Origin of the sequence: Deinococcus ficus, from assembly GCF_003444775.1 — a bacterium.
In the GTDB taxonomy this organism is placed as follows: domain Bacteria; phylum Deinococcota; class Deinococci; order Deinococcales; family Deinococcaceae; genus Deinococcus; species Deinococcus ficus.
Genome location: NZ_CP021082.1, coordinates 194,062 through 212,857, shown reverse-complemented (window position 1 = coordinate 212,857; position 18,796 = coordinate 194,062). Strand labels below are relative to the sequence as shown.

General features: G+C 67.3%; 16 protein-coding genes. 4 read left to right on the top strand and 12 right to left on the bottom strand.

Translation table 11 applies throughout. The features are described 5' to 3' along the window. Positions 1-8: 8 nt before the first annotated feature. The 9 genes from DFI_RS14560 to DFI_RS14520 all read right to left on the bottom strand — a co-directional run bounded on the left by DFI_RS14560 (position 9) and on the right by DFI_RS14520 (position 7,035). The gene (locus DFI_RS14560) at positions 9-881 is read right to left on the bottom strand and encodes a hypothetical protein (protein WP_155864597.1); all 873 of its coding nucleotides are present in this window, start codon (positions 879-881) and stop codon (positions 9-11) included. After that, positions 878-2,053, bottom strand: a complete 1,176-nt coding sequence (locus tag DFI_RS14555) for a zinc ribbon domain-containing protein (RefSeq protein WP_162145440.1) — start codon at positions 2,051-2,053, stop codon at positions 878-880. Before DFI_RS14555 ends, DFI_RS14560 begins: the two co-directional genes overlap by 4 nt. 243 nt (positions 2,054-2,296) lie before the next feature. Then, positions 2,297-2,821: a hypothetical protein gene (locus tag DFI_RS14550; protein ID WP_027464015.1), complete on the bottom strand. Its 525-nt coding sequence runs from the start codon at positions 2,819-2,821 to the stop codon at positions 2,297-2,299. 457 nt (positions 2,822-3,278) lie between these two features. Next, the gene (locus DFI_RS14545) at positions 3,279-3,986 is read right to left on the bottom strand and encodes a hypothetical protein (protein WP_027464016.1); all 708 of its coding nucleotides are present in this window, start codon (positions 3,984-3,986) and stop codon (positions 3,279-3,281) included. Positions 3,987-4,284: 298 nt separating this feature from the next. Then, a complete protein-coding gene (locus DFI_RS14540) occupies positions 4,285-4,956 on the bottom strand; it encodes a hypothetical protein (RefSeq protein ID WP_027464017.1) in 672 nt (223 codons plus the stop codon). Positions 4,957-5,051: 95 nt separating this feature from the next. Beyond that, positions 5,052-5,420 carry a hypothetical protein gene (locus DFI_RS14535; protein WP_155864598.1) on the bottom strand — a complete coding sequence of 123 codons (369 nt, stop codon included), beginning with the start codon at positions 5,418-5,420 and terminating at the stop codon, positions 5,052-5,054. 86 nt (positions 5,421-5,506) lie between these two features. Beyond that, positions 5,507-5,740, bottom strand: a complete 234-nt coding sequence (locus DFI_RS14530) for a hypothetical protein (protein ID WP_027464019.1) — start codon at positions 5,738-5,740, stop codon at positions 5,507-5,509. A 90-nt stretch (positions 5,741-5,830) separates the two neighbouring features. Further along, positions 5,831-6,253, bottom strand: a complete 423-nt coding sequence (locus DFI_RS14525; RefSeq protein WP_155864599.1) for a hypothetical protein — start codon at positions 6,251-6,253, stop codon at positions 5,831-5,833. A gap of 422 nt (positions 6,254-6,675) precedes the next feature. Next, positions 6,676-7,035: a hypothetical protein gene (locus DFI_RS14520; RefSeq protein ID WP_155864600.1), complete on the bottom strand. Its 360-nt coding sequence runs from the start codon at positions 7,033-7,035 to the stop codon at positions 6,676-6,678. Between the two features lie 2,796 nt (positions 7,036-9,831). Here DFI_RS14520 and DFI_RS14515 point away from each other — a divergent pair. The 3 genes from DFI_RS14515 (at position 9,832) to DFI_RS14505 (ending at position 14,134) form a co-directional block, all read left to right on the top strand. Then, a protein-coding gene (locus DFI_RS14515) for an IS3 family transposase (protein ID WP_118375897.1) occupies positions 9,832-10,991 on the top strand; the annotation gives its coding sequence in 2 pieces (ribosomal slippage) (positions 9,832-10,096 and positions 10,096-10,991; 1,161 coding nt in all). An 849-nt stretch (positions 10,992-11,840) separates the two neighbouring features. Continuing rightward, positions 11,841-12,338 (top strand): hypothetical protein, encoded by a 498-nt coding sequence (locus DFI_RS14510; protein ID WP_027463684.1) that lies wholly within the window; start codon positions 11,841-11,843, stop codon positions 12,336-12,338. Between the two features lie 560 nt (positions 12,339-12,898). Continuing rightward, positions 12,899-14,134, top strand: a complete 1,236-nt coding sequence (locus tag DFI_RS14505; protein WP_027463683.1) for an MFS transporter — start codon at positions 12,899-12,901, stop codon at positions 14,132-14,134. On the opposite strand, the gene DFI_RS14500 is transcribed toward DFI_RS14505, so the two are convergent. Then, on the bottom strand, positions 14,106-14,744 hold the full coding sequence (locus DFI_RS14500) for an ArsR/SmtB family transcription factor (RefSeq protein WP_051308058.1): 639 nt from the start codon (positions 14,742-14,744) through the stop codon (positions 14,106-14,108). The genes DFI_RS14505 and DFI_RS14500 overlap by 29 nt on opposite strands. A gap of 1,055 nt (positions 14,745-15,799) precedes the next feature. Between DFI_RS14500 and DFI_RS14495 the strand changes: the two genes are divergently transcribed. Then, on the top strand, positions 15,800-16,663 hold the full coding sequence (locus tag DFI_RS14495) for an ABC transporter substrate-binding protein (RefSeq protein ID WP_244940394.1): 864 nt from the start codon (positions 15,800-15,802) through the stop codon (positions 16,661-16,663). Positions 16,664-16,900: 237 nt separating this feature from the next. On the opposite strand, the gene DFI_RS14490 is transcribed toward DFI_RS14495, so the two are convergent. Then, entirely contained in the window at positions 16,901-17,992 is a 1,092-nt protein-coding gene (locus tag DFI_RS14490; RefSeq protein ID WP_027463681.1) for an aminopeptidase, read from the bottom strand. 12 nt (positions 17,993-18,004) lie between these two features. Beyond that, positions 18,005-18,793, bottom strand: coding sequence for an SDR family oxidoreductase (locus DFI_RS14485; RefSeq protein ID WP_027463680.1), 789 nt, complete (start codon positions 18,791-18,793; stop codon positions 18,005-18,007). Positions 18,794-18,796: the final 3 nt, after the last annotated feature.

The following is an 18,796-nucleotide window of genomic DNA, read 5'->3' as shown; positions in this document are numbered from 1 at the left end:
CCCCCGAATCAGCCCGGCCGGCTGGCCCTGCCCGCCCGGTACGCCCGGGCTGTGGCCAGCGTTCGGGACAGATACGCGGGCGTCAGCCCAGCCCGAGCGCGCCCCGACGCCAGGAAGCACTCCACCACCCCGGTGTCCTCCGGTGGATCGCCGAGCCAGTACAGGAGCATCATCATCAGCGCCAGGTCGCCCTCGGACCGTGACGGATACCCACACCGGCCGCCCGCCCACAACGCCCCGAACCTCGCCCCGTTCCTGGCCCGGGACGCCCGGCGCAACAGGGCCTCAGGGTGAGCGACCGGAGCGCGCCGCCGCGCCGCAGGCCGCCCCACCACGGCCAACTGCACCGGGGCGTGACGCGCATGCCATCCCGCGAGGTCCACCGCAGCGCCCACCACCCCGGCACGGAGCTCCTCACCAGTCACCGTCAGAAACCCGTTGTGCACGAGATCGACGCCCGGAGCCCGCCGCCAGCCGTCCGGAAGCGTTCCCGGCACCAGCAGGTGGACGCCCTTCCCAGATGGGCTGGTCTCCACGTACGTGCCCGGCAGGTCTGCCATGATCTGCAGCGCTTCCGGCGTCAACTCCCCCTCCGGGGACCGGCAGTGATCGAGATCCACCCCCACCCACCCGAGGTCCGGCGTCAGACACAGGCCAACCCCGCTGGCCCGCCCCGACCGGACCAGCGCGGCGGCCCCTTCCACGCCCTGCCAGTGCGCCGGGTCACGGGCGTCCACCGCCACCCACCCGACCCCATTCCAACCAACCGGGACCTTCGCGAGGCGGCCTGAGGGACGCACCCGGCCCTGCCACGGCAGGAACCGCCGCACGCCCCGCAACGCAGGCGGCCACCCGGGCGGCAGGACCGGCCTGTCCGTCACGACCCGGCCTCCTCCAGGGCGCGGCGGCGCATATAGCGGGCGGCATTCACGTCCGCGTCATCGGAGTGCGTGCAGGTCCCGCAGGTGAACTGCCATTCGGTGACCGTGCCCGATTGGTCACACGCGCTGCAGGTACACGACGAACCCGTGGGCGATACCTCCACCACCCGTGAACCCGACACTGGCGACAGCGCCCGCACCCAATCCAGAACCGCGGTCGCGCCCGTCAGCATCATGCGCGTCACCCGCTCGCGGCCGTCCACACGCCCACTCATTCTCGTCCAGTTCGTGCGTTCCACCCCAACCACCTCGTGGGCCAGCACGACCTTCAGGACCTCATCGAGCTCCGCTGCCTGCCGCTCGAACACAGACCGCCGGACCAGGGCCGACGTCGATGCGGACACAAACGCCAGGTTCAGGTCGATGGCCGGATGTCCCTCCACCATCCAGCGCCCCCCGCCACTCGCTGCAGTCAGCACTCGCCGGAGACCCACGTCCACCCCGACAGCGTCTGCCACATTCGCCGCGGGCAGCCACCCATGCGGAATGCGCACCGACCAGGTCACTGTCCACCCGGGCGTGCCGTCCGGCCGGGTCACCCGCCGCAACGTGGCGTGATCGGCCCGCGCCGGCACCGCGGGACCGCCAGGCACCCGCGGCTCGTCGACTCCGAGCAGCGCCCCATAGCGGCGCAACGTGACATCCAGATCCGAGAGCGCAGGCCTGTACCCGTCGGAAGCGGCCCTAAGCATCGTGCTGACCTCCCGCTCAGTGCCGTGCCGGAAGGCCTGCCCCGCGCTCACCAGCGCGCCCGTCAGTCCCATTGGCAACTGCCACAGATCCGCCACCACCGCCGTGTCCAGGCCGTCGATCCATACCCGGTCCGGTCCGGTCGCCTGGATGCCCGCGTCCAGTGGAACGTGAACATGCTGGAATCCTGTTTGTAGTGTCTCGGCAGGGACCGTCCGCCCATGGTACCGGCTGGTCGCCCTGTGCACCTGGGAGGCGACGCCCCGCACGAGGGAGGGACTGACGCCCGGGAAGAATGCGCTGCAGACACCAGCGAGGTCATCGATGGAAATTTCCGGGACCGTGACCCGGGACCGTGGACTGGGGGCCGACAGGGGAGAGGCGGGATCCGCCAGGCCACCATGGCGGTACCAGGCGAGCATGTGCGACTGGCACGCCTGGGCGACAGCCTCCAGGTGCGCCAACGACGCTGCCTGAGCCGGGGTCGGATGCAGAGCAGTGGCCAGGCGGACAAGTGCGCGGTCGGGACGGGGGGTGGAACGGGGGTGTTGGTGTGTCATGGCAAACCGGCCTCCTGGGCCGGAACGGATCATGTGAGATGTGTGGTCCTGAGGAGATGGTGCGGTGTGGCCGGGGACGTCGGAATCGAGCGGCTCAGCCGACGGTCAGGCAGGGGCGTCGGCCGAGAATCGGTCCTCGCTCCAGGTGCTCCACTCGTCGTCGTCCTCGCCGTCGTCGCTGAACTCAGGCGGCACAGGGATAAACCGGACGTCCAGCGTCGCCTGTGCCTCGTTGTGCCAGGACACCACCACCACGCCGTAATCCAGGGGGCCACTGCCCCCACCCATGCCCACCACCTCCAACGGCATCGGCAGCCCTTCGACGTGGCACTGACGGGCATCCGGGGTGAATCGCAACGGGCGCCACCCGAGCGCAGCGAAGAGCAAGCCGCCTGGCACCTGCGCGAGTGCCTGCTCCCCAGCCTCGGATTCGGCCCACAGGGCAGCGGCCTGAATGGGGGTCGGATCGGAGGGAATGTCGTCAGTCCCCAGTGCCGATAGCCAGCGGCGTTCCGCGAGATCGACCGCAGTAAGCAGTTCCACCTCTGCCAGGCGCTCAGCCTCCGTCAGGTGATCGGGACGGTAATCCCGTTGGTCGTGCGGCGTGAGCCAGTAGATCTGTATGGTCATGTGTGCTCCATGCCCGACGGGTGCCTGGAATCCAAGAGGGTTCCCTGCAGAACCTGATCGGGTCCACCTGCGTGGTGCAGGGTGCCAGCGCGGGCCCTGTCTGGACCTACTTGGTTTGCGCGCTTTCACGCCCTTTCTTTGCACCCCCCGTGCCGGAGGCCGGAGGGGTGGGTCAGTTCCGTGCCCGTGTCGTAACTGGGTTTCGCCCACCTTCAGTTCTTTCCCCAAGTTGGCAGCTGACGATGCGTGACCGCCTGTCAGGAACGCCTCGTAAGCCGGCCCGATCGCACTGCCGGAATTGTCCGTCTGGCACAAGCAAAACCGCCGACGCATCAAGCATCCGCTGAGAGCCCATGTATATAAGGTGAAAACTGCCGCGGTGCCTGGAAGAAGCAGGGGGCGAGGCCGCCGTAGTCCCGCCCCGTCATCCATGGTCAGGTACCGACGGCGCGGCGGATCAGGTCGGCCGGCCGATGGACCTGAATACCTGCCGGAGCGTCATGCGTGAGGCACCAACAGAAAAGAGGGGAGAAGACCCGCCGGCCTCCTCCCGCTGTGTCATCCGTACATGGCCGCGCGCCGCTCCCGGGCCGCGAGTTGCCGCCCGGTCCGGGGCGACCGCGTCACCCAGCAGGACTTCCAGGTCCTCCACCGTGAGCAGCAGCGGGCCGCTCAGGCGGGTGTGCGTGAATGCGAGCGTCAGCGGCAGCAGATCGTGGATGTGCACGGTCGCCCCGGACCGGGCGGGCCACAAGGCCGTCTCGCCGAGGTGCAGGGTGCTGGCCACCCGGGTCAGCCAGCGGACCAGGTCATCCCCGAACCCGCTGCGGGAAACCTGCGCCCCAAACCGCACGGCCGGCAGGGTGAACACCATCACATCCCCATCGCCGGTGACGGATGTGTCATCCGCGACCGGCGCCTGTGCCCGCAGCGCCTGGGAGATCACGCCGAAGTTCGCGCCGAGGTCCACCAGCGTGACCAGCGGTGTCGGCTGCCCGCCGGTCTGCGGCATGAGCAGACTCAGGCGCGCCGACCCGCGCAGCAGGTTCCGGGCGAACCGGTCGCCGGGGCGGGGGTGCGCCAGTTCGGCCGCGTACGCCACCCGCATCACGCCCCAGGTGCACGGCACGTCCCCGCTCGTCCGCGCGTCGGGGAGGGCGGCCACCTACCCCGCCTCGTCCGGGCTGAGGAACACATGCCCGCTCTCACCGGGCAGGTCAAAGGGAAGCCGGAAGGGGTTCACGTCACGCCGCCGCCTGCTCAGGAAGTTGATCATGTCCCGCTCCGGACCGGGGCCGTGGCGCAGCCCGGCCCTGGTGAACAGAAACGGGGGAGAGCCTCACGAGAAAAGGGGAGAGCAGCCTGCGCCGCTCTCCCCTCGGTCGTCACGCGGCGGCCGTCTCCCGCTGCTGACTCAGGAACCCCCGCAGGGCACTGTGGTCATGCCGCCCGGTGAACAGCGCCTACAGGTCCGCGGCGGTCAGCATCAGCGGCGCGGCGAGGTCCACGTTCGCGAAGGACAACGCGCGTTCCCCGAGTTCCACCTGCACCACCGTCACCCCGTCACGCGGCCGGCTCAGTGACCACTGCCTCGCCCGCAGGTCCAGCCCGGCCTGCGCCAGCCACTCCAGGCTGTCGTCATGCAGTCCCGCGCGCGGCACCTGAGCCCTGAACTTCAGGGTCGGGGCGTGGAAGACCAGCACGTCCGACTCCGCGCTCACGTGGCACAGGCCGGTCGTGCCTTCCTCCGGGGACCGCAGGGCGCGGGCGATCACCTCGATGTTCCCGCCGCGGTCATGAATCAGACCCAGCTCCAGCCACGTGCCCTCGGTCAGGAGACCGACGTCCCTGGTGAGGGTCACGTCCAGTCGGATGTACCCGCCATTCACGACCAGGCGTTCACTCCGAGCGAGGCTGGGTGTCTGCGCGCGGACCGTCTCGCCGGTCGTGACCCGGGCCCGGATGGTCCCGAACGAGCAGGGCAGTTCACCCGGGGAGCGGGAGTCCAGCAGGTCCGCGAGTCCGGCTGCCTCCGCCGGGCTCAGGTGCACCGCGCCAACGTCCTGGTGTTCCAGGGTCGCCGCGAGGGACAGGACGTCAGGGTGAAGCCGCAGGCCGTTCAGGAAACTGATCATGCCCCCACCCGGACCGGGGCCGTGCCGCAGGCCGGACCTGGTGAACAGGAGAAGAGGGGGAGCAGCCTGAGCCGCCCCCCCTGTGTCCCCCTCGTCTACCGCCGGCGTCGCCAGGGTTCGGAGCCGCCCCGCTCCCGAATCACCGGGCCACCCTGCGGGCGGTCCAGGTCCGTGGGCGTCCGCGCCAGGGTCACCGGTTCGTCCGCCGCGAGGGAAGACAGGACCCCGACCATCCGCATCTCCCCGGGCAGATGCCTCCGCAAGGCCGCGACCACCTCCGCCACCACCCGGGACGCCGGGATCTCCACGACCCGCGCGCCGTGCCCCGTCATCGCATCGAGACCCGAACGCGGGACCGACCCGGCGGACACCACGACCAGGTGCTCACCCGCCGCGGCCGCCAACTCGAACGCAGACATCAACTCGCGGATCACCGGGTCGTCACTCGTCACAGGCTTCATCATGCCCACCCTCAGACCGGGGACGAGGCGACAGCCCGGCCCCGGTGAGCAAGAAAAGAGGGAGAGCGGACCATGCCGCTCCCCCCGAGTCACCTGTGGCCGGCACCATAGCCGAAGTCGTACGGCACGGCCCGCCCGTCCACTCCTGCCTGCCGCTCGACGATCTTCACGCCCAGCCGCCGGAGGGTGTCGACACTCACGCGGGGCTCCGGGCTGGTCGTGAGGTCCAGGCGCTGTCGCTTCCGTCCCCGCCCGACTTCCAGGAACTCGATTGTCGTGCGCGTGGTCACCTGGTCTGCTTCGCTCGGCATCTGGTTCGTCATGCCCACCTTCAGACCGGGGACGAGGCAACGCCCGACCCCGGTGAAAGAAGAAGAGGGGAGAGGTGGCTCGGCGCTGCCTCTCCCCCCACTTCACTTCGCGACGAGGGACCCGCCCGGGTGCCGGACCTGGTCCGCGTCCAGGGTCAGCACGAACGCGCCGCGTACCGGACCGGTCACCTCGCCCACCACCGGAGCACAGGCGGCCGTGACTCCGGACTCACTGAGCGCCTGGGTCGGAACCGCCCGGAACTCCCCAGCCGTGGCCGCCTCCTCCCACGGAACGAACACCGTCACCCGGGCCGGCCGGTCCAGGTGAGGCAGCAGGAGCCCCGCGTCCGCCCGGATCAGCAGACCCCGTCGGGCCTCCACGATCATCGCCACCCGCAGCGGCCGGGTCGGGCCACGCGCGTCCCGGGCCTTGATCCGCAACCTCACCAGGGCCAGTCGCCGGGCCTGGTCAAGCGGAGGAGTGGGTGGAGTGGACAGCAGCCGTGGAGAGGAAGAGGCACGCATGCTCACCTGTGGACCGGGGACGTGGCAGCGCCCGGCCCCGGTGAAGCCGAGCCCGAGAAGAGTCGAAGTCGAAGACGGGAGAGACCGTGACTCGTCACCCAGAGTCCGGCGCGCGGACAGCCCACCGGACCGGCAGCGTCCAACCATCGGGCGGCGGCGGGCGTGTCGTCAGACCGTCCGCCGGGGCAAACTCCCACGGCCGGACCAACCGGAAGACTGAGGCCAGACCCTCACCGGGCCAGGCCAGGGCCCATGCCCCGACCGGTTCACCGGCAGTGATCAGAGAGGACGAAGGCGAGGCCGGCAGTCCGGCGTGCGGAGGGTTCCTGAGGTGCTGCGCTCCTGTCCCCCCTCGCTGCCGGGGACCGTGCCCCACCGGGGCCGGGCACCGCCTTCCTCTCCACCCAAGGGTCGAGCCCCTGTCATCCGGCGTGGGCTGGCGCCTTCTTCTTCGGCAGAATCACCAGGCGGCTGACGCCATGAGGCAGCACAGTGTCCACCGACATCAGCACGCTCCGCCCCTGACCCGTCACGCGGGCCGTGCCCACTTCAAACCAGTCCGTCCCCCCACGCAGACCCGGACGGGTCACGAACAGGCGCAGCAGTTCCCCCGGCGCGAAGCCGCGGTTGTCCGCCAGCACCACCGGACTCGCCGGGATGGCACCCTTGAACTCCACATTCCAACCCCCGCCGTTCGGCTGACGGAATCCGGAACCGACGGTGACCCACTCACCTCCATCACGAACCAACACGGGGAACATCGAACGCAGAGCTGACTTCATACCCCACCCCGGCGGCGGACGTGCCCCAGCGGGGCCGGACGCCGGAAAAGAATCCACGGACCCCAGACGAGGACGAGCCGACTCGCCCCGATCACCGCTGCCGGGCGTGGGTCACCCGGAAGGAGCGCCGTCTCCCCGGGGAGGTTCACCTGCCATCCACCGGAAGGAGAGGAGTCATCAAGCGGAGGGAGAGGAGTCATCACGCGCAGGGAGATTCACCTGCCATCACCCCGAAGGGAGAAGAGCAGCACGCAACACCACCCCGGGTCCGGCGGGGACCGTGCCGCCAGGCCGGGCACCGGAACCCAGACTCGGAGCGAAGCCGCCCCGCCGTGAACGGGAAGCGGACCACCCGCGTGAAGAGTCACCGATCATCAAGCCCGGCGAGAGTCGCGAGCCTTTCACCGCACAGAGCCGTCCCGCCCGGGGAGGTTCACTTGCCATCACCCGGAAGGAGAAGGGCCGTCATGGCTGAGGAGAGTCACGGGCCGTACAGCGAAGGGGGAGTCACTTGCCGTCACCCGGAAGGAGAGGAGCCATCACCCCAGGGAGAGTCACCAGCCATCACCCCGAGGGGAGAAGAGAAGCACGCAACCCACCCCGCGTCCGGCGGGGACCGTGCCGCCAGGCCGGGCACCGGACGCTCGGCCCGCTTCGACATTGGCATGCCCCCTCCCACCTGCGGAGAATCACCGGCCGTCACCGCTGAGGGGAAGCAGCACGGGAACCGGGCATGCCCGCCTCGTCACCTGGGCCCGTCGCCACCCCCGGGAGCATCACCGGCCCTTACCCCGAAGGGAGGCAACGCGGCACGCCGCACCCCCCAGGGCCCGGCGGCGACCGTGCCGCGAGGCCGGACGCCGGACCCCAGGCCCGCCCCGCGAGCGCCAAGCCCAGAGCCCCGCACCACCCCCGACCCGGCTCGCCAGTCGACGCCCCGAGGCGACCACCCCGGCACGGCACACCCACCCTGCCCCGGCCGCGACCGTGCCGCCAGGCCGGGAGCGGGAAGCCAGGAACGCTGGCCGCACCCTCCACCCGGGACGCCAGCCATCCCACTGCCAGGGCAGGTGCCAGAGCCCCGAAGTGAGCAGCGCAGATGCTCACCCCACCCCGAACGCCAGGCCGCCACCCACCCCAACAGCAACACCCACCCCACCCCGGCGGCGACCGTGCCGACAGGCCGGACGCCGGAACCCCGCCAACGCCCACGCCCCCGCCACCCCAAAAACACCCCCCGACGCCAACCCCAAATGCCAACCAACAGCCCCCACCACCACCAAACCAACAAGGCCAGCAAAAACCCACCCAAAAACCCTGCACCCAAGACCAAAACAAACAAGCCCCACCCACCCGCACGAAAAAAAACAGGCATCCAAAGCGGCGGGTTGTCAGGCTAGGACTGTAAGACTTATGTAAAATCCTCATTTCTCTGGCCTTGTTCTGGCCTCCTGAATCAAGTTGCTTTCCAATACCATGAGAGAGGGAGTTTTCTGACTCCTGCGCACAGTCCGTGTTCGAGGAAACGCCTGCGAGTCTTCGCCTCTCTCAGCCTGATCGCCAAACGGAAATCACCGTTCCCGGAGTGAGCCCTGCCGTAGAAATCTCCACTTCGCCACAGGCGATCAACGGCGTTCTCGTGGAGACCCGCCCTCCAAATCGACTCTGTGACCGGGCGGTCAGAGTGGAGGCGATCAGGTTCAGCGAGCCCGTCTGGAGATGAGCGTTTCTGCTCAGGGGGTGCTCAACGAGAGCTGACCACCCTCTCGTCCCACCACTGCCAATCTCGTGAAGGCGTCGGCCGACATCGACGGTGGCCTCATTCCCACTCCGGGCATTCAGGTGCTCGCTCCCTCCTCGGAGGCTCACCGGCCAGTGTTTCAAACGCATCGGTCACTCCAGCGGGAGTTGGCCGATAACGCCAATCGTCTCTCGGTCTCTCCACGATTGAAGGGTCAGGCAACTCATGCCAGGGTGCCGAGAGTGCCACTCCAGAGTTTGATACAGGTGCACATCCGATCGTGATCAGGAGGGTCAGGAGGCGAACCTGGTTCGGAGGTGGCGACCAGGTCCCAACCCGACATTGACCGCCAATGTCTTCCCAGCCACCTGAGGGGTCAGCCCCCTCACCTGCGCCTGCGTGGACCGAGCGGCTGGCGCCACACCAAAACCAGAAGAGAGGGAGAGCCTCGATTGACTTGGACATGGGGCGATTCGGAGAGACGCGGCGGCGTGACCCGCGTGTGTCGGGCGGGTAAGCAGGGGAATGGAATGACGCCTTTTCGGAGATGTCCGGCCAGGCGGAGAGCTGAGTGAACGCCGGATGGGGCGACGACCAGACACCGTCAGTTGCTCCGGGCGGATGATCATCAAGTGATGGCTGGAGGAGGCGCGTCGGCCGGCCAGGCATTCGAGTTCGCTTGCTTGCTGGTCGGCGGTGGGCCGCGCAGGGTAGGGGCGGGCCGCCGGGGGAGGCGCCGTCCAGAGTCGTTCCCCTGCTGGAATCCGGTCAAACGCCGCGCGTGATTCATGGACGATGCGTGCATCTTCCCTTGCCCGCACTCATTCGGTGGATCAGGATCTTTGGAGCAAGGTCGGTCGGCGTGCCGGACGCTGGAGCCTTGCCGTGCACCTTTCGTAAGTGATGACGGGTGAGGTCAAAGGCCGGTCAAGGCCAGGTCGCCAGCGTCGCTTCAGTCTCAAGGGTGCCCGCGTTCAAGGGTTCATAGGGTGCCACCTGAGGGTGACCCGATATGGCGTAGATGGAGATAAGCCTCGAACATAGGAGGCGCCATCATGACGAACCGAAGAATCCATACCGCCGAGTTCAAGCGAGATGCTGTACAACTCGCCCGAACCAGCGGCAACCTCGCGGGCACCGCCCGCGACCTGGGCATCAACGCCTCTTTGCTGCGGAAATGGATGAATGCCGAGCAGCAGAGGGGGGAATCCGCCTTCCCCGGTCAAGGGAAGCAGGTGTTGACCCCGGAGCAACAGGAGATTCAGCGACTCCGCAAAGAGAACGAGATTCTGCGTCAGGAGCGTGAAATCCTGAAAAAAGCAGCGGCCTTCTTTGCCAAAGAAATCACACGATGAGGTACCAGTTCATCCGAGACCACCGCGAGCAGTACCGCCTGGACGTGATGTGCCGGGTCCTGGAGGTATCGGTGAGCGGGTACCACAGTTGGCGGAGAAGGCCGATTTCCAAGCGCACGCAGCAGGATGCGCTGCTCCAGCAGCGCATCCGAGACACTCACCAACGCAGCAAAGGACGTTACGGGGCACCACGCGTTCACGCAGAACTGCGAGCTGAAGGTCTCCGGGTCTCCCGGAAGCGGGTCGCGCGCCTGATGCGCCTGGGTGGTCTGCGGGCCAAAGGAAAGCGCCGTTGGGTGCAAACCACGCACAGCAGTCACACCATGCCGGTCTGCCCGAATCTGCTGGCACGCCAGTTTGAGGTGCAGCAGCCGAATCAGGTGTGGGCGTCAGACCTGACGTTCCTGCCCACCCGGGAAGGCTGGCTGTACCTGGCCGTCACCCTGGACCTGCATTCGCGGGCGGTGGTGGGCTACGCCATGGACACGCAGATGCCGGCCACCTTGCCGCTGGCTGCCCTTCAGATGGCTGCCCGGCGCCGTCTTCCATCTCCCGGTCTGATGCATCACAGTGACCGGGGCAGTCAATACGCGAGTGGGCTCTTTCAGGCAGAACTGGCCCGCATGCGGGCCAGAGGCAGTATGAGCCGCAAGGGGGATTGCTGGGACAATGCCGTGGTGGAAAGCTTCTTCAGCTCCCTGAAACGGGAGCTGATGGACGAGAACATCTTTGAGACTCGAGAGGTGGCCCGACAGGCGGTGTTCGAATTCATCGAGGTCTTCTACAACCGCCAGCGTCGCCATTCCACCCTGGGCTACTTGACGCCCCACGAGTTCGAACGGCAAGCTACAGCCGCTTAACTTCAGCTACGCAGTGTCGGGGCAAGCCCAACCTGACCCCACCCGAATGTTGCACGGGACCGGCTTCTGCCTGTGGCGAGGGAAGTGCGGGCGTGGTCATGACGCCTTGGGCGGACGTCCCCCGCTCGGACTGAGCAGGGCATCGAGGGACGAAGAAGCCGTGATGCCTGGCCGGCTGTGGCCCGCCGATCCTGATCACGGGTGGGAGCCGGGGCAGCCGAAAGGCGGCGCTGAGGATTCAGGCGCGGACACTCCTCTGCCTGGACGGGTGGTGGGGGCCGGCCGCCTTCAGGAAGGGTCGGGGACAAGCAGTGAGCCTGGGGGTGCGGCCCCTGTGCAGGGCGCTTCATCCCGTGCGGCCCTCTGACCGGTCCGGTCAACGGCTCGGGGTGTCAGATGCTCAGGCATCTGGAGTGCACGTCGGTCAGTGGGAGGGGACTGAACGGCGGCGTCAAGAGTGAGGGATCTGGAGAACTGAGATCGAAGGTCGGAGGGGGCTTCGCCCGCAGTCTCCGGTCACGCGTACCGGTTCACCGTCGAGCCTGGAGGTGCGAGCCTCGGGGGCGACGCGTGGTCCGTCCGCGGCTTCGGAGCCCCGCAGAGGGAGAGTGCGGCACAGGGCAGGCCCGCCCCTGATGTCCCTCCGCTGCCGCTTCACGGCTGGCCTTCCGCAGACAGCGCCGGCCGTTGACGGGAAGGCGGCGAGGTGCACTCAATGGACCGGGCCCGCCTGGCCTGTGGCGTTGGGCGGTCGCTCCTTAGTCCTGGCGACCGGTCGGCGTGATGGGTGCGGGGAGGTTTTGCCTCATCGCCACCGGGGAGTTCAGCCCACCCTCCTATACTCCGGGCGTGCAGACACCGTTCTCGACAAGTCGCCTGGAAGTAGGTTGGACGCTGATCGCCGCCAAGTATGACCTCGCGCCTCGCACCGCCCGGCGGTACGCCCTCACGTACAGTGACACCCTGTTCCGCCTGCGCGGCCGTCGACTCGCCCACAGCGGAAAGGGTCGGTCCCTGATGTTCACTGCGGACGACTGGGCGCTGTATCAGACCCTGCATGACCCGCGGACGGTCACGGGACCGGGTGACGTGGCGGCAGCGATGGTGAACTACTTCGTCGAGGTGGACCTGACCGGCACCCCCGGCGCGGGTCTGGTGGAACTGACTCGGGAGGTCCGGGCGGAGGTCCAGAGCCTGACCGAGCTGGTGGAGGAGCAGGGCCGGGCGTTGGCGGAGCAGACGAAGGTGATCGCCGCGCTGGGAGAGAAGCTCGCGGAGGCGACGGCGGTGTTGGATCACCTGAGCAAGGGCGTGAACATCCTGGCGGAAACGGCACTGGAACGCTGATCGTCCACGCGACCTCAGCCCGAGGAGGCCGGCGAGGCTGGGACGCGGGGCGGATGGGGTTCCCGTAACATCGGAGCGGGGAGCGCCGAGCACCCTTCTGCATCTCGTGAAGGTTGGGCCAGTGGACGGGGAAGTCCAGGTTGCCTGAGACAACCCAGGCGGAAGGGGGATTCACTCAGTCTCGCACGAGGAAACACCTACCTGCGGCCATTGAAGTCCGTAGACCCTCCTTATAGATCGGCTTGTGTTCGTGAAGAGCCCTCGCCGAAGCAGCTGACAGTACCGTGGATCAGGTCAGTGGTTCGGCAGGCTTGGGTTATGGCGCGCGGTGCCAGATGAAGGGAATGGGTTCAGTTTGATCAGGCCATTGAGGAACGCAACCCTACACGGAGCGGAGGCGTTGAGTGAGTTGCCGTTCTACTTTTCGGATTGCTGGGACAGAGATGAGGCTTCGTCGGTAAGTCACTGAGGGTCCACAGCGTCAATTGGGTTTGAGGAGAAGCATCGCTTGTCCACAGCACCCTCTGTTGCGTGGAGTAGCCGTGGGGAGAAGGTGGAGCATGACCACACCACCTACAGTTGACGCACCGGCCACCCTCTGGAATCGCCACTTCGTGATCTGGTGGCTGGGAACGGCGCAAAGTTCCCTGGGCACCGCGCTGGCCAGTATCGCCACCAGTTTTCTGGTGCTGCATCAGACTGGGAGTGCGGGGGCGATGGGCGTCAATCTCGCCCTGGCGCTGATACCGGCGCTGCTCTCGCCGCTCTTCGGCACCCTGGTCGACCGTCTGCCACTGAAGCTGCCATTGATCGCAGGCAACCTCCTGCGCGCCGCGCTGCAACTGGGCGTGGGATTCGCGGCCCTGCACGGGGACATGCCGTTGTGGGTCATTTACAGCGCGTCGTTCCTGACGGGACTCATTGGCGCGTTCTACGGACCGGCCAGTCAGGGCGTCACGCCCCGCCTGGTCCCCGCCGAGCAGTTGCAGCGGGCGAGTGGTCTGATGCAAGGGGCCTCGCAGACGATGCAGATGGTGGGGACGGTGGGTGGTGGTGCCCTGGTGGCCAGCATCGGCAAGGGCCCGGCCATGCTTTTGGACGGCCTGTCCTTCTTGGTCTTTGCACTGCTCCTGCTGCTGGTACGCCTCCCCACCCACACACGGCCGAATCAGGGTGAGCGGTTCTGGACGACCTTCCAGGGAGGGTTGAAGTACGTTCGCGGCCGCCCACTGTTGATCAGCCTGCCTGTGCTGGCCCTGTTGCTGAATGCTGCTTTTGCTCCGGTGCAGCTGCTGATTCCGGTCCGGATGGAAGCGCTGGGCGCTGGGCCGCAGGGGTTCGGGCTGTTCTTTGGTCTGGTGCTGGCTGGCCTGGCTTCGGGCAGCTTCCTGCTGGCCGGCCTGGGTCAGAAGGTGAGCCCCGAGCGGGCCTCGGTGGTCGGGATGGCAGGGATGGGCCTGGTGATGCTGGGCCTGGCACTTTCACAATCAGCGCCCCAGATGTATGTGCTGGCGTCCCTCCTGGGTCTGGTGAACGCACTGACGAACGTGGGCATCAGTGTGCTGTTCCAGAAATGGGTGGCGCCCGAGTATTACGGGCGGGTCGGGAGTCTGCTGAGTATGGTGGGCATGGCGGGGATGCCGCTGATCCTGCTGCTCCTCGCGCCCATTGCTGACCGGTTGACCGCCGGGGTGATCTTTGGTGTCGCGGGCATCGTGGGTTTGTCGGGCGCGCTGGCCTGGCAACTCATCTTGCGACGCGAATCGGTCAACTTTCCTCAACCTGTCCCGGCGTGAACAGCAGCGCCAGGATGCAGGGGGTCGCCTCCGGGTGGCCCCCCTCTTCCTGTGCCGTGACCCAGTCGTTGAGGTCATTGAGTCGCCGCTTGAGTTCCTGAATGGCCGCCGGTTTCAAGGTGGCGTTGCGGACCATGCCGTAGCCCCGGCGGTGGCTGGTCGGATTCCCCTGGGTGGCCAGGCTCATGTGGAGGTGCTGGTGGTCGTCCAGGACTATCTGAAGGACATTGTCCTCGTCGAAGCGGTACGTGTCCGCGACGGCCCGGCGGAACGCACTCAGAAAAGGGCGCTGCATCCCCTCGAGCCATTCTTCGACCGTTGCGGCGGCGGTCAGGGCCATCGGAACCTGGTACGTCTCGCTGACCGCCCGGTACAGCTTGATCGGTCGGCCACCGCGTGGGCGCTCGCCGACAACTTCGATCAGGCCGGCGCTTACCAGGCGCGTGAGCCGGTGGTGCACCTGCTTCACGGAGTTGTTGGTCACCTGGGCGATTTCGCTGGCGCTGGCTTCCTTGCCGATCAGCACAGCCAGGGCAGGCGCATAGGCGAGGTCGAGCAGCAGTCGCGCCTGCTCTGGCGTCTGCGCGACGAAGGGCTCATCGGACGGCACCGTTTAAGCTTGCCATACCTCAGGATCGTCAGGGTGTTTGCTGTGAACGACCCGAGGGGTCGTGATGGCCTGGGCATGGACCGGGTTGGGATGCCGCGTGAAAGTCAGGCCGAGATTCATCGGAAGCAAGGACGAGACATTGGTCAAATCAGAGGTCTAGCCTATCTATGCCCTAAGGCTGCTTAGGGATGAAACGAGAAATAATGGGCGGTGACCGCTCCTGCTTCATGGAAATCACCTCATGGCTGTTGCATTCCGGCACCTGCTCCAGCTGTCATTTCCCACGTGCTCATGACATGGCACCGGACGCAGTGGTCAGCCTGGTACAGAACGGTCCATGTCTGCGCCGGCCGAACGCTGTGTCTGACAGGGATTTTGTCGATTGTTCCCCAAACTTTCTATAGGCTTGACGATTTCCGTTTCCAGGGTCCATTACCCCTCGGGACGCGTCGCAGGCCCCTTCACGGCCCTCCTGTGAGCGAGGCGTAAATTTGCCGTCCAGAACGGCGAATTTCTGGAGCAATACGGCGGATTTGGACCATTTGCCTTATAGACAGCCCTCCGAGTCCAGATTCAGGGCACCTGGTCACGCCTGAACGCCCGCAATTCTCCCTTAACCGTCGGGATCTGTTCAGGGATCCTGGAAAGTGAATGGCCAGTCCGCTCGACCGTGAAACGGAACCATCCGTACCCGGTGCGGAATTTGCCGTGACTCACGGCCCTGCACGTTGACGCCCTGAACTGTGATGCATGTCCTGGACAGACGCTGAATACGGCGCTTTTTTGTTTCCTATCAAAGCCGCTCCGTGCGGCTTTTTCCTTTGAGGCGCCAGTACCCCCGGCCCATGGCACGTGTGAGCCCGGCGGCAACGGCCGGAGCACAGCACGGTCAGGCATCGCCCGTTCCGGTTGGGCGGAATCTGTCAGACTCTGCAGGCCTCTGAACGGCGGGCGTGAAGGCCGCGTTCGAAGCCCAAGGAGTTCCTATGCTGAAGCGGTTGAGTTCCGTTCTGTTGGTCTGCGCACTCGGAGGGGCCTCGGCGGTCACCTACCCCATGACGGTCACCCACACGGCCGGGTCCACCACCCTCCCTAAAAAACCCGTCCGGATCGTGGCGCTCGGGCCGCACGCGCTGGACCTGCTGCTGTCCCTCGGCGTTCAGCCGGTCGGATACGGTGAAGCGTCGACTTTCCTGAAAACGCCGGCTTTCGGGTCGCCCATTCGTGACATCAAGTACCTGGGCAGCCGCATCACCGGCAGCCCCATCAACGTCGGTGACCGCTTCAATCCGAACATGGAGATTCTGGCTGCCCTCAAGCCCGACCTGATCGTGGGCGAGGACTACGCGGCGCCCGTCTACCCGCAGCTCAGCCGCCTGGCACCGACCCTGCTGTTCAAGGGCATTGACCGGAATGAGTGGCAGAAGACGATGCTCGTGCTGGCGCAGGCCCTGGACCGGACGCAGGCGTACAACACCGTCCTGAAGGCCTACAACAAGGGCGTTCAGGACACCCGGGCGAAACTGGCCGGACCGTTCCGGAACAAGAAGGTGCTGGTCGTGTGGACGGCGGGCGGCGACGCGAAGTACACGTACACCATCAGTGGCCGCAGCGACTGGACGGGCGGGCTGCTCAACGACCTGGGCCTGAACGTGATCGACGGGGACAAGCGGGATCAGGTGATCAGCATCGAAGGCCTGGTGGCCCTCGACCCTGACGCCGTGATCGTGCTGGCTGCCGGGACGAGCACGCCGGCGCGGGCCCGCACGGACTGGAATGCCAACCCCCTGACCAGCCGGCTGCGCGCCACGAAAGCCAACCAGGTGTACTACTTCGACTATCACCTGTTCCGGAGGATTCGTGGACCGATCGCCGCGCAGCTGATCGAGCGGCAGCTGCTGAACGCCGTTCCCCGCTGAGGGAGAACGGCGGCCCGGAGCAGTGACGCCCCTCGCTCACGCCCTGCCGCCCGAACTGTGCTGCATCTCCTGGACAGGGCGTGCATACCGCGCTATATTTTCCCCTATCAAAGCCGCCCAGTGCGGCTTTTTCCCATTCACTCACCGGCACGCCGCAGATGCTGCTTTGGATTCGACGATGTGTCTCGGACATGAATGAGCATCACCTCGGTGCCCGCTCGGCGATGCTGAGCATTGTTAGTGAACGGCGGACTCGACGAACTGGCCGTCCACCTGGAAGTCCTCGCCGTCGAGTTGCATCCGGCCGCCCTGCCGCAGGTCGAGAATCATGTCCCAGTGCAGCGCGCTGGTGTTCGTTCCGCCGTTTTCCGGGTAGGCCTGTCCGACGGCGAGGTGGACGGTGCCGCCGATCTTCTCGTCGAACAGGATGTTCATGCTGGGCTGCTGGATACCTGCGTTCGTGCCGATGCCCAGTTCGCCGAGAAACCGTGCTCCGCGGTCCGTCTGGAGTGCGGCGTGCAGCACATCCTGGCCTTCGGACGCGGTCGCGTCGGTCACCTCTCCGTCGCGGAAGGTCAAGGTGACGCCGCGCACGAGCACACCCTCGTACAGGGTGGGCACGTCGAAGGTGACGGTGCCGTTCGCACTCGTTTCCAGGGGGGCGGTGAACACCTCGCCGGAGGGCATGTTGCGTTTGGCGTCGCTGTTGCTCCAGGAGCGGCCTTTCACGCTCAGGCGCAGGTCGGTGCCTGCGGCGGTGGTGAGCCGGACCTCGTCGGCGCGGCTGAGCCGGTCGATCAGGCGGGCCTGGAAGGCGCGCACCTCTCCCCAGCGCGCCACCGGGTTGGGGGCGTCCAGGAACATCGCTTTGGCCACGAAGTCCTCGTACTCGGCCAGGGTCATGCCGGCGGCGCGGGCGCCCTCCTCCGTGGGGTACAGGGTGAGGTTCCAGCGGGGGTGCAGGCGGCTCGGGCTGATGGGCGCCTGGCCGGCGCGGTACCGGGCGGCGCGCTGCGGGTCGAGACCGGGGGCCGAGGGGGTCGGCGTGAGAATGCGGATGGAGGCGTCGAAGGCCCGGGCGTCGTCCACGTCACCGGGATGCAGGGTGTCGAGAACGGCGTCGCTGGCGTAGCGCTGCACGTCCTCGACCTGGCCGGGGTAGCTCAGGCGGATGACCGGCCGCGCACCGCGCTGCAGCAGGGTGCGGTGCAGGGCCTCCACCAGGGGAAGGGCGAGGGTGCTGGCGGAGACCAGCACGCGGTCTCCAGGTTGCGCCGCGACGCAGTAGTCCGCGAGGAGGGTGGCGTGGCGGTCGGGATCGTAGGTCATGGGAACTCCGGGTCAGAAGGAGGTGACGGCGCCGCCGTCGACGAGCCAGGTGCTGCCGTTGACGTACGTGGCCGCTCCGGAGCACAGGAAGGCGGCGACCCGCCCGAACTCCTCGGGGGTGCCGAGGCGCCGCATCGGGATTTCCTGTTCGGACCGCTCGCGGACCGCCTGCCAGGTCGTGCCGCGCCGGCGGGCGGCGGCTTCGTCGAGCACCTGAATGCGTTCGGTGAGAATGCGGCCGGGTGCCAGGCAGTTGACCTGCACGTTGTCTGTCGCAAGTTCGATGCTCAGGGACTTGCACAGGCCCTGGACGGCCGGGCGGTAGGCGTTGGAAAGGGTCAGGTTCTCCAGTGGGCGTTTCACGCTGCTGCTGACGATGCTCAGCACGCGCCCGCCGCCCCCCTGCCGGAAGTGTGGCAGCGCGGCGTCCACGCTCCGGACGACGCTCATCAGGGTGAGCTGGAACGCGGTCATCCAGTCGCTCTCGCTGAGGGTGGTGAAGCTGCCGGCGGGGGGACCGCCGGCGTTACACACGAGGACCTTCAGGCCGCCGAGGTCCTGCGCGGCCTGATCGATGAAGCGGCGCAGGGCGTCCCCGTCGGCGACGTCGGCTTCGTACGCGTGGACGGGGCGGCCGGTCGCCTGTTCGATCCGGTCGGCGGCCGAGCGGGCGCGCTGGCCGTCACGGGAGCACAGGGCCACGCGTGCGCCTTCCTGGGCGAGGGCGAGGGCGGTGGCGTACCCGAGGCCGGCGCTGGCGGCCGTGACGACTGCCGGTTGATCGTGAAGGGTGAGGTCCATGAC